This window comes from Variovorax sp. IB41 (assembly GCF_016405905.1).
In the GTDB taxonomy this organism is placed as follows: domain Bacteria; phylum Pseudomonadota; class Gammaproteobacteria; order Burkholderiales; family Burkholderiaceae_C; genus Variovorax.
This window is the reverse complement of sequence record NZ_JAEFCB010000010.1, coordinates 1-12,002: the sequence shown is the minus strand read 5'-3', so window position 1 is coordinate 12,002 and position 12,002 is coordinate 1. Positions and strand designations below refer to the sequence as shown.

The 12,002-nt window shown below is 63.7% G+C and carries 7 protein-coding genes; all 7 read right to left on the bottom strand.

Features of this window, described 5'->3' with window-relative positions; all coding sequences use genetic code 11:
• Positions 1-103: 103 nt before the first annotated feature.
• Complete coding sequence (locus JC881_RS18580) at positions 104-676, bottom strand: hypothetical protein (RefSeq protein WP_198787188.1); 573 nt, start codon at positions 674-676, stop codon at positions 104-106.
• Between the two features lie 373 nt (positions 677-1,049).
• Positions 1,050-1,220 carry a YrhB domain-containing protein gene (locus JC881_RS32465; RefSeq protein WP_443083358.1) on the bottom strand — a complete coding sequence of 57 codons (171 nt, stop codon included), beginning with the start codon at positions 1,218-1,220 and terminating at the stop codon, positions 1,050-1,052.
• Between the two features lie 115 nt (positions 1,221-1,335).
• A complete protein-coding gene (locus tag JC881_RS18570; RefSeq protein ID WP_198787187.1) occupies positions 1,336-1,836 on the bottom strand; it encodes a hypothetical protein in 501 nt (166 codons plus the stop codon).
• An 86-nt stretch (positions 1,837-1,922) separates the two neighbouring features.
• Positions 1,923-2,243 carry a hypothetical protein gene (locus JC881_RS18565; RefSeq protein ID WP_198787186.1) on the bottom strand — a complete coding sequence of 107 codons (321 nt, stop codon included), beginning with the start codon at positions 2,241-2,243 and terminating at the stop codon, positions 1,923-1,925.
• A gap of 173 nt (positions 2,244-2,416) precedes the next feature.
• Positions 2,417-2,596 carry a toxin C-terminal domain-containing protein gene (locus JC881_RS32610; RefSeq protein WP_198787185.1) on the bottom strand — a complete coding sequence of 60 codons (180 nt, stop codon included), beginning with the start codon at positions 2,594-2,596 and terminating at the stop codon, positions 2,417-2,419.
• A gap of 51 nt (positions 2,597-2,647) precedes the next feature.
• Positions 2,648-3,040: a hypothetical protein gene (locus JC881_RS18555; protein WP_198787184.1), complete on the bottom strand. Its 393-nt coding sequence runs from the start codon at positions 3,038-3,040 to the stop codon at positions 2,648-2,650.
• Between the two features lie 8 nt (positions 3,041-3,048).
• The coding region (locus JC881_RS18550; protein ID WP_198787183.1) for a hemagglutinin repeat-containing protein at positions 3,049-12,002 on the bottom strand (8,954 nt) is incomplete at its 5' end.

Sequence of the window (12,002 nt, the reverse complement as noted above, 5' to 3'; positions counted from 1 at the left end):
TGGCGGTAGGAACACCTACCTGCGGCAAATGAAAAAGGGCACTTCGGTGCCCTTTTTTTTCATTCGTCGGACGCATCGGCGCCCGCGCCGCGCCGCGGGCCGATCAGCCCTTGAACTCGACGGCACGCACGGCAGACGGCGTGCCCGCGAATCCACTCACGAGGCCATCGGCGCCGAAGCGCACGTCGACCGGCTCGTCGTCCTGAATCGTCCAGTAGCGCCATGCGCTCGCGCTCAGGTCCTTGGTGTCGTTGCGCGACGGATAGCTGAGCGACATCAGCACCTGCGCACGCGTCATGCCGACCAGCACCTTGCCCGAATAAACCGCCTTCTGCACCTCGGGGCTCCAGCGCGCGAGCGCCGCCCGAGGGTCCGTGGGCACGACGATCTGCCGCGTCCAGCGCAGCACGTCGTCCTTGCCGCGCGCGGTGTCGTCGCGCAGGGTGATGTAGTCGCTGCCCATCGTGCCGTAGAGATACCGATCGCGCTTCATGGTGTCGATCACCACGGGCTGGCCGGCCGGGACGATGGGGCCTCCAAGCATGTTGGCGCTGGAGGTCCAGCCGGCGTCGGGGTGCAGGTTGCAGCAGGTGTAGCCGGTGATGGGTTGGGGGAGGTGGGTGGCGCAGGCGGAGAGGAGCAGGCTGGCGGCCAGGGTGATGGGGAGGATTCGCAAGGGGGAAGGGTGTGACAGCTTGATGGGGTTCATTTTTGTATCCAAGGCCAAAGGCGAGCGCGCTCGTGGGCATTTGATGGATTACAGCTATTGATGTTTTTTAGAGCAGAAACTTATTTAATTCTTCATCAGCCCACCCCTTATATCAAATTTATTGGCGCACCCAATTCGAGGGCGGGCGACCATCGGAATCGATAGAACAGCCAAATAACAAGGCTTTCAAAAAATCCAGGCAGATAGTGCATTTTCAAATTACACCGCCTTTTATCTCCAAACATCCCAATAACGCCCCTCACGTTTTCTTCTCTACCTTGCCGGAAAGATCATGCACCGCCCTTTTTCAAGAATAATTGAAGGCTCCATCGAATTATTTTCAGATCGGTAGCTTTCTGCGACGCGGCCCCACATTCCCCCCTGAACGATCAACAAATACAGGCCAATTTCCGACCAGTGATTGATTGAAATCGCCACTTTCGATAAAACTTTTCGATTGGTAGGGAAAGTACCATCCATCGAGGTCTTCCTTGGTGAGCGATTCGATCAAAACATATGAAACGCCATCCTGTTGCGTTTCAAGGTTTTTTAAATACTCGGTCGCCGGTTTTTTGCACTACAAAAATCAAGATCCATTGCAGCATCTTTTTTCATATTTCATACGTTTAGGACAAACTGAAAATCATTTTCAATTTCTCTACGGCCAAAAAATATTCCGGCTCTCTTTCAAGCTGAATGGAAAATTCTCTAGACACCGCCGCCTTAAACTCCTCCGGAGAGTATATGGCCACATCGTTTCCATCCGCAGAACAGCCAAATACATCACCTTGAACTATATAAAAAAGGACTGGCTCATTTTTATTCACGGGATAAGCATCGATCTCAAAACCTGCCTCATGTCCCAGCCCACGTTCCTCAACAAGATATTGCAAGGAAGGTTTGGGCCGAATATCGAATCTTCCCAAATCATCAGCAACCACCATGCTAATGGCCCAAGTTAAAATTACACCCAGTTGATCCTGGGTATATGAATACTTAAACGGATCTAAGGCCATGGCACTCCTTCTATTGGCCAATTCGACACGAACCTCGAGATGATCTCCGACCTCGGTAGAAAGCTGTGCCTTGCTGGACACATCGCCGTGGAACCCCGTGGCGCCGAGCATCGTCAGGCGGCTTTGCGATTCGAAGACCTGCAATCGAATACCGAGAGGCAGCAAACCGTGCACGATCTTTAAACGCGCAACACCCTTTATTTTTTATCTATACCCGGTCTAAAAGGAAAATAGAAAGGATTCGATGGTTCACTTTTTTGCATTTTTAAAAGATAAGGACTTGGCGGACGCTCTCTTCTCAATGCACCATCTTCATCGCCCCCAATAATTAAAACTCCATTTTCTTTCGAAAAGACTGTTTTTATAAAAAAGGAACTTATCCTCACCCGATAATTTATTAAATTCTTTTCCACAGTCAAATATACGGCGGAATCGCCCTTTGGAAAGCCTTCTTTTGAAAAAGCATATCTTTCCAAAATTCCAATTACCTCTTGAACATTTTTTCCGCATTTTCCCATGGCTTCTTATAAAGCATGGTTAAATTTACGAAATTCCCAGAAAAACCAATCGAATATATAGGAAGAACCTTTTCCATTATTTTCCCCTTAATAAAAGCCCGATCTCCCCCAATTTTTTTTAGAGCGTCAATCAACTCGGTTACTGATATTTTGGAAATCATTTTTCATCCGATTCATTTCTGCGTCGTCCCTGAACGCGTAGTCTTTTTTCCGAGCTCTTCAGGCGCTGAGGCCGCTTTCCAAAAACCGCCATTATGACTTCCAGAGCCATCACCGCTGCCTACATCGGGCATGATAAAACGTTCTTCCTCTTCTTTGGCATTCGGATTGAAATAAACAGGCTGCGCTTTCACGCGAAAGTTTGGCCTTAGTTGGCACAACGTCATTCCAGTGGCACAGGAGCGTCAAGGAAGTCGTGCCAATTCATACCGAGGATCGGCATGGAGCTTTTTGATGAGCTCGGACCATTCCAATGTATTGCTGTGAACCCAAGCTTCTTCTTGCTTGAAGCCCCAGGCAGTCGTCCCAGTAGCTTGGTAGTTTGCGAGGCCTGACTCGCATGCGCGAACAAACACGTTGAAGCACTCGGCAGATATTTCGTCAAGGTTTATGTATTCCTGAAACTCCTCATCCAGCCGAAGAAAACAAGCTCGAAGACACCCTTGCTCCGTTGGCTTGAATTGCTTTCGCGTTCCTTCAGTAATTACCTCAAAAACGCCTGTTGCGTAGGCAGCGGAAAGACTTGCAGAATGTCCGGTGGCGTCGTGGTCTAGAGAAATGATGATGGCGCGACCCATAGTTCACCTCAACGAAGAATGAGCAACTTTGCTTGCTCCGCCGGTGACAGCAAGCTGATCACTCTGTCCAATAAAAGCTGTTGATTCTCCGCAGTAAGTTTTCTGAAATCCAGTGGAACTACGTCAGCTTTTTCCGCATGGTCAATGAGTTGATTTTTCATAGCTGTGACATCTTTATTGGTCTTCAAAAAATTATTGTTCATGCCGGCCGCTGCGTACTCGCTATCCACGGCGAACATGAAATCAACCTTTTGGCCTGCATTGGGGCCCGAGACAATCACAAAGTCCGGCTTTGGAGTTCCCGGCAGGTAGTCGGCCGGATTCACTCGCTCCAGCGTACTACCTGTCGCGTTTTGGTATTGGGCTGCCGCATTTCCTTCGCCAGGGCGCGCTTTTCCCGCTGCCGTATCCCAGGCTAGTCGATCTACTTCGGCTCGGCTTACAGAGGATGTCGGATTCACTGCGTTCAAGCCCGTCTCTACATCTCTGTAGATTGCTGTTAAAGCCGTTCTTGGCACCGGACCAAGCGCCACAGGAGCCATCTCCGCCGTGACCGTCCTCTCCACCGCCGGCGCGGCGATCCGCGTCACGACCTCCCCTCCTCCCACCCATCCCGCCAGCGCATCCACGCCCGCCCCGAGCCCTCTCGCAATCGGCGCCACAAGCGGCCCTGCAAGTTGATTCGCAGCCTCCAGCACCAGCCCATCCGACAGGCTTTGCGACTGCTGCCCATGCCACGAGTTGTAGAAGGGGCTGTTGACCGGCCCGAGCGTCGGATACCCCTTCGGATAAGCGCCTGTCGTGTACGTGATGGCGCTACCGCCCGATCCCGCCGTCACCACGGTATTGCCGTTCGCCTGAGCCAATTGCGTTTGCGCGGCACAGGCATTGGCCGAACCGGTGACGGCATCACAGGCGGCTCTCAGCGCGCTCTCGTTGGTGGCCGATTCGCTCGCCAGTCGGCTCATGGTCGCGCAGGCATCTGCGGAACCTCGCCCGCCGTTGCAAGCCGCGACCGCAGCGTCGTACTGCTGCTGTTGCGACGTGTACATCGGGCCCTTGGGATTCTTCTGGCTCAGCCAGTTGTTCTCCACCGCATTCGCACCCGCGCCCGAAGCAATGTCCGCCGCGCCCTGCGTGCCACCGACCAGCGCACCCGCGATGCCCGCCACCATCTGCCCCAACTGGATCGTGCGCTCCGCATACTGCGGATCGGCGTTCGGGTTGTAGATCTGCCCCGTCAGGTGGCCCACCACCGCGCCCACCGCGCCCGCGCTGCAGCCATCGCCCGAACTCATGCCACCGCCGCTGCCGGCGGACGCCCGCCCGGCGCCCACGAGGCATCCGGCGATCGCATGCGCGGCTTCGGACGCCAGCGCGTTCAGGTTCTGTTCTCCATTGGGCCCGTTCGCGCCGATCCAGTGCGCACTGCCTGAGGCAGCCGTGTTCAGCAGCCCGTTCAACAGCCCGCGCTTGATCCCCTGCTCCACGCTGGTGCCCTGGATCGCCGAGTTGACGATTCCGCCGGACACGCTGTCGATCAAGTTGCGCTGCAGCACCTGCTGCCAGCCCACGGTGGTGCCGTCGGGCAGCGTGCGGCCGATGTTGGCGGCCGTGTAGTCGTTGATGCCCAGGCCGATGTTCAGGCCCTGCAAGGCGCCCGCCGTCGCCATCGCGGAGACGATGCCCTTGATGCCCTGGCTCGACGTCAGCTCCTCGAGCACCGCGCCGACGTTGCCGTTGTTGTTGTTGTTGATCAGGCTGACCGCCGCCTGCGCCGCGATGCTCGATACGCCCGCGCTGACCGCCGCGGAGACAACCGCGCCGGTGGTGCCGCCCACGGTGCCGCCCACTGCCGCGCCGATGCCGCTGGCCGCACCCCAGGTCAGCACGGTCGCCACGATCGCCACCACCGCCCCGCCCGCGCCCGTGAGGCTGCCCTGGCTCTGCGCCCATTGCCGCTGCGTCAGCGGCACGGCCTGCCATTCGATCTGCAGCCTGTTCAGTGCGGCATCGTTCTGCACCTGCTGCAACCAGCCCATTCCCGGCTGGTTGCGCTGCATGGCAAGAAGCTGATCGATGGTCTGCTGCGTACCGGATGTTGAGGGCGTTGCGCTCTGGCCGTTGAACGTGTGCTGCGCCACTTCCACGTTCATCTTGGGCGCCTGCACCTTCAGGGCCTGGCTGTCGATGCGGGTGTAGTTCGCCGCTTCGACGTGCGCGCCGGACTCGCGCGTGCGCTGGTACATCGGGTCGCTCTCGCCGCGGCTCTGGCCGACCTCCGTGGTCGTGGTCACCACGCCCATGTTCACCCGGCCCTTTGCCGCGTTCAGGGTCACCTGCTCGCCCGCATGAATGCGCGCGGCATCCAGCGTCAGGTCGCCATCGGTGGCGGTGAGCGTGACGTTCCTGCCGCTGAGCGTGGCCGGCGCGAGCGTGGTCTGGGTCACGCTGTCGGTCACGCTCTCCTTGCCGTTCATGCCCTTGCCGGCGCGCTTGAAGTTGCCCATCGTGCCGATGGAGCCCTTGGCGCTGCTGGTGCCGAGCTCGCGGCTGGACGCGTTGGTGCCGCTCAGCACATTCACCTCCCGGCCCGTGACCTTCAGGTCGTCGCCCGCGCTCAGGTCGCTCGCATACACGGTGACCTCGCTGCCAGCCGTGATGTTGAGGTTCTCGCCCGCGGCGATGCGGGAGGCCTGTTCGGTCTGGCTCGACACCGCGGCGTGCTGCGCGGTGGCGAGCTTGCGGTCGATGCTGGAGCCGCCGAGCTTGGGCGCGATGAAGCCCTTCGTCGTTCGCGTGGTGTCCAGGCTGGCGGACAGGCTGTCTTGCGCGGCCACGATGTTCACGTTGCCCGCGGCCTTGAGCGTCGCGTTCTTCCGGGCTTCGATGTCGCTGCCCACGACGTCGATGTCGCCTCCGGCGAAGACGCCGACAGACCCGCCGGACAAGCGGCTGCCGATGCTGGTGCTCGAGGTGGCATCGCCCACCAGGGTGCTGGTCGTCGACTTGAGTTTGCGCTTCTCCTTGGACTGGCTGCGCTCGACCACCGACGCGGTTTCTTCTCCCGCGGCGATGTTGACGTTGCCCGCTGCCGTGAGGCCCAGCACACCGGGGCCGGCATCGATGGTCGCGGCGCGCGCATCGATGTTGCCGCCCTTGGCATCGAGCAGCACCGTGCCGTTGCCCGCGACGGTGCTGCCGATTTCCTTGCTGGACGCATCGCCGCGGAAGCCCGTGGCGCCCAGCATCGTCAACCGGCTTTGCGATTCGGTGACGGTGCCCAGTTCGATGTTCCTGCCGGCCGTGACAGATGTGAAGCTGTCCGCGCCCTTGTTCGACAGCACGCCGGCGATCACCTTGACGTCGTTGCCCGCGTTGGCGATCAGCACGCCCCCCGGATCGGTGACGTACACGCCCGCCACGCGGTCGATGTCCGTGCGCGATGTGCCCGGCTGCGTGGCCGTCTTGGTCGTGGTCTCGATGCGAATGTCCCGCCCGGCCGTCAGCACCGCACTGTCGCGCGCCGTGATGCTGCCCCCGATGTTCTCCAGGTCATTGCGCGCACTGATGCCGACGTCGCTACCCGCAATGCGCCCGCCGAGGTTCTTCACGTTCTCGGCATTGATCGCCACCAGCGTGCGCCCGGCGATGGTGCCGGTGTTGACCACGTCGCCCTTGCTCTTGATGACCGTCGCATCGGCGCTGAGCAACGCGCCCGCGCCATCGATGTCGCCCGGGCGCACGCGCACGTACACCTGGGGCGCGAGCGCCTGCTGCGTGCTGCCGTCGGGCAGCGTCACGGTCTGCTCGACCAGCCACACGATGTCGCAGGTGAGCTGGGCCATCTGCGCGGCGGTCAGTGCAATGCCGGGGCGAAGGCCGTACTGCCTGGCGAAGGTGGCGCCCGAGTTCATCAGCGTGGTGTACTGGTCGTCGTCGCTCGCGAAGCCTTCGAGGAAGCGGTAGCCCGTGAGCTGCGCGACCTGCTCGCGGATGAGCTTCTGTTCGTAGAAGCCGTCCCCCAGGCGCTTGAGGGTGGTGTTCGGATCGAGCCCGAGGTTGTTCAGCAGGTAGTCGCTGCCGAGCCATTCGCGGTAGTTCGCAAAACGCGGATCGGTCTCGACCACGTAGCGGCTGCCCGCCTCGGGGTGGATGTTGAACAGGCTCGCGCGCGGGATGCTCGTGTTGGGGCTGCTGGTGCGAACGACCATCGGGATGGTGCGGGTGGCGCCCGCCCGGGCCGTCGACGCCTCGGGCGTGACGGCGGCGCCCGTCGATACGCGCGTGGCATCGGCTTGGCCGGTCTGCGGCGCGGGCACGCCGCCGGGCGCGGCTTCGGCATGAACCGCGGCCCCCGTCGTCACGGTGCCGACACCGGCGTTGCCGCCCTGAATGGCGGACACGCGATCGACGCCTGCACCGGCCTGCGCGGCCGCGGTGCCGTCCACATGAACGACGCCGGACGCGCTGACCGACACGGCCGCCACGCCTTGCGGTACCGCAGCGGCACTGGCCTTGCCTGTACTCTGGCCCGTGACGCTCACCACTGCGCCCACGGTAGCCGGCACCTCGACGATGGTGGCTGCGCCGTGGCCCGTGGTCACCGAGCCGATGCCACCCGCACCGCCCGCACCGGCCGCGCCGGCCGCTCCGGCCGCGCCGTTCCCGCCGGCGGTGACGGCCGCATCGGGCTTCGTGCCGTTTGCGGCGTTGACGTTGGGCTCGTATTTGTAGGCGCCGAGCGAGACGGTGTCTTTTTTTGTCTGGGGGAGCACCATGGGTTCGAAGCCGCCCTTCTCGTTGATCACGATCGTCGGCCCGACGGTGGTGGTGCTCTCGCCTTGCATCTGCTCGGGCGCATAGGGGCCGGCCTGCACTGTGCCGCCAGCTGACACCTGGCTGTCCTGGTTGAGGAGCCGGCCCGAGACCGTGATGTCGCCCGCGGCCGCCATGCGCGCGGGGTCGATGTTCCTGGCCGTCTCGCGCGTCGTGACGACGGCGGCCGTCCACTGGCCGTAGCCGCCCACGCCGACCAGTTCCTCGGTGCCGTCGGGTTTCTTCAGGAACACCTGCCCATTGGCGGGGTCGAGCCGTACCTGCTCGGGCAGGTAGAACCCGCTGTGCCCCATGGTCGGAAGCTTGGGTGCGTAGGTGACGAGCATGCTGCTCTCGCTGGCTGGCTCGCCGCGCTCGATGTGCACGTCTCGGTTGTTGACGTTCGCCATCGAAACCGACAGGCCGCCCAGCGATTCGATGTCCGCGCTCAGGTTGTCCAGCAAGCCGCCCTGCCCCGTGGCGAGCCGGTTGGCATCGAGCGCGGCGCCGATGCGCATCGCGTCGGCGCCCGCACCGGCGCTCAAGAGCAGCGCATGCTCGCGGTTGTGGATGGCGTTCGCGCCGATGTTCAGCGTATTGCGCGCGGCGATGGTGCCGGCCTTGGTCGCACCGTTCGCGGCCTCGGCATCGTTGTCGAGCGTGCCTGTCGCAATCGACACCTGGTTGCCGTAGATGCGGCCGGTGCCGATGTTCTTCACCGCGCTCGCGTCGATGCGCGTGTTGCCGTTGCTGTCGATCAGGCCCCGATTGGTGAGCGTGCCGCCGGCGTTGACGGTGGTGTCCGTGCCCGACATCTCGGCGCCTGCCGCGTTGTCGACATCGCGGCCGCCCACCGTGAGCGCCTGGCCGGCCATGAGCTTGCCGTGGTTGGCGAAGTTGCCGGTCGTGGTGTAGGCCAGGTTGCCGTGGGCCGAGAGCTCGGCGCTGTTCACGATGTCCTGCTTCAGCGCAATGGACAGGTCCTTGCCCGCAACGAGCTGGCCGTCGCCGCTGAAGGTCGCGGCGTCGATCTTCAGGTGCTGGTCTCCCACCAGCGAGCCGTTGGTGTTGACCAGGTTCAGCGTCTTGGCGGCGGGGTCGGCCGCATGGGGATCGGCGATCGCCACCGTGCCGCCGCCCGAGATCAGGCCGCCGGTGTTGTCAACCGTGCCACTGCTGGTTACGGTGGTGTCCGCGTCGGCCCGGATGGCGCCGGAGGCATTGTTCAAGCCGCTTGCCGCAATGGCGACCGCCTTGCCTTCGATGCCCTGGTCCTTGCCCTGGGTGCCGTGGTTGTCGATGCCACCGGCATCGAGGGTGGTCGTGGCCATCGAGCGAATGAGGCCCGCGGTGTTGCCCAGGCTGCCTGCGCCGATGCGCAGGTCGCCGGCGGCCATGGTCTGTCCGCCGCTGTTGTCGTAGGCGGCGCCGTGCGTATCGATCGCCACTGTGGACTGGCCGAGCACCAGGCCTGCCTTCGTGTTGGAGAAGGCCTGGGCCTGCGTGCTGGCGGTCAGTGCGTTCTTCGCGCCGATGAAGCCGGCCGCGTTGTCGATCGAGCCCGTCTTCAGGTCCAGCGTGTCCGCGCTGGCGATGCCGCCCTGCTTGCTGGCATGGCCTGCCGCGTGGGTGTTGGTGAGCGCCTTGCCGTTCGTGTCGATGGCCATCGCGCCGCCGGACTGGATCAGGCCGGCGGCGTTGACGAGCGCGCCCGAGTTCAGGGCCACCGTGGTGGCCGCGGCCAGCGTGCCTTGCGTGTTGTCGAGCGCGTGGCCGTGCGTGTCCACGGACAGGCTGTCGCCCAGGGCCCTGCCGCCGATGTTGCCGAGGCCGCCGTTCTTCAACGCGACCCGCGCCGCCGCCTGCAGCGTGCCGGCATCGTTGGTGGTTGCGCCCTTCGTGCTGACGCTCAGGTCGCCCTTGACTGCGGCGGCCGTGCCCTTGCTGTTGTCCAGCGTGTCCGCGACGAGCGTGGTGTTGCCGTTCGCGGCCAGCATGCCGCCGACGTTGCTCGCGGCCCCGCCGACGGTGGCGCGCAGATCGCCGGCGGCGGTCACGCTGCCGGTGTCGTTGTTTAGCAGGCCGGCGGCGATGGTGCCGTTGCCGCCTGCGCCGATCACGCCGTTGCTGCTGTTGTCCAGCGAACCGGCCACGGCCAGGTCGAGGCTGGCTGCGCCCGCCGCGCGGACCGTGCCGCCGTGGTTCGCGAGGCTGCCGGCCGCGACATTCATGTGGCCGTTGCTGGCGATGGTGCCGTCGCTGTTGTCGATGGCGCCCACGATGGCGATGCGCGTGGCATCGGTGCCGCTCTGGACGATCTGCCCGCCGCGGTTGCCGAGGGAACCTGCATCGATGGCGATGGCGCGGGCACGGGTCGTTCCGGCATGCTGGTCGAAGGCGCCCGCCACGTTGGCCACGAAGGCGCCGTTGCCGGTGATCTGTCCTCCCGGGCCGCTGAAGCTGCCGGCCTTCAGGGTCAAGGTGCCCTGGCCCTCGGGGGCCGCATGCTCGATGCGGCCTGCTGCGTTGGTCATCGCGCCACCGGCACCGAGGCTCAGGTCGCGGCCGTTGCTGGCGATGCGTCCGCCGTCGTTGTTCAAGGTGCCGGCGACGGCGATGGTCGTCGCCGCCATGCCGACCTGGACGATCTCGCCGCCGTTTGTGTTGGCGAGGTTGGAGAGCTTCAGGTCCAGCTGGTTGGCATTGAGTTGCCCTCCCGCGTTGACCAGCGCCTGGGCCGCCTGGTTGTTCGCCGCAATGACCAAGGTGCCCGGCGTCACGACAGCGGCCTTGCTCGTTGTCACATCGCCCCGCGTGGCCGTCAGGGCGATGTTCGCGGCGCTCGTCTGGCTGCCCGATACATCCACGCTGGCGCCCTGCAGGGCGGCATCGCCTGCCGCGAGGTTGCGGCCTTGCGCCGCGAGCGCGCCGCCGGCACGCACGCTCAATGCGCCCGTGGCTCCGAGCGTGCCATCGGCCTGGATGCCGGCGCCGAACACGCCGGCACTGCCGGCTTTCACGCTGCCTGCGGTGACCGTGTTGTTGCGTCCCGCCGTGATGTTGCCGTCGTTAGCCAAGTCGCCACCGACGTTCATCGTGATGTCGTGGGTGCCGCGCAGGCTGCCTGTGTTGGCGACGGCGCCTGCCTTCACGTCCAGATCCGTGGCGGCATCGATCTGGCCCTTGCTGTTCGCCAGTGCGCCGGACACGTCCAGCTGCGCGGTGGAGTGGATCGAGCGGACCACGCCTGCGGCGTTGTCCAGCGAGCCTGCCTTGAGCGAGAGCGCGCGGTGGGTCACCACGGTGCCGTCGGTGTTGTTCAGTGCGCCCGCGATATCGACGGTGACGCCCTCCGCGCCGGACACCGTGCCCGCGCTGTTGTCCAGGCTGCCCGCGCCGAGGCGCATCGCGCCGTTCGAGGCGATGGTGCCGCCCTTGTTGCCGGCCGCGCCATCGACGGTGCCCGATGCGCTGCCCGCAGCGGTGATGCGCCCTGCGTCGTTGCCCAGCGTACCGGCGTGGATGGACAGATCGTTCCCGGAAGCGATGTCGCCGCCGGCGTTGTCCGCGAGGCCCTTCACCGTCAACGCGAGGTCTGCCGTTGCAGCGGTGCGCACGGTGCCGTCGCGGTTGCGCAGGGTCGCCGCTGCGAGCGCGAGACTGCCGTTGCTCGCAATGCGGCCATCGCTGTTGTCGAGCGTGCCGCTCACGGCAATGGCCGTGGCATCCGTGCCGGTCTGCACGATTTCGCCGCCGCCGGTGTTGGTGAGGTTCGAGACCTTCAGCGCGAGGCGGCCCGCATCGAGCTTGCCTGCATCGTTGACCAGCGTTTGCGAGGGATCGGCATCGGCCGTGATGGCCAACGTGCCCGGTGTGACGACCGTGGCATGGCTGGTCGCGACATGGCCTTGGTCGGCCGCGAGCGCGATGTTCGCGGCGCTCGTCTGGCTCTTCGAGAGATCGACGCTCGCGCCCTGCAGCAAGGCGTTGCCGGCCGCGAGATTCGTTCCCTGCGCCACGAGTGCGCCACGCGCCCTGACGCCCAGGTCGCCCGCTGCGCCCGGCTTGCCGTCGCCCTGGATGCCGGCGCCGAACACGCTCTTCTCGCCGCCCTGCACGCTGTCTGCCGTGATGATCGTGTGGC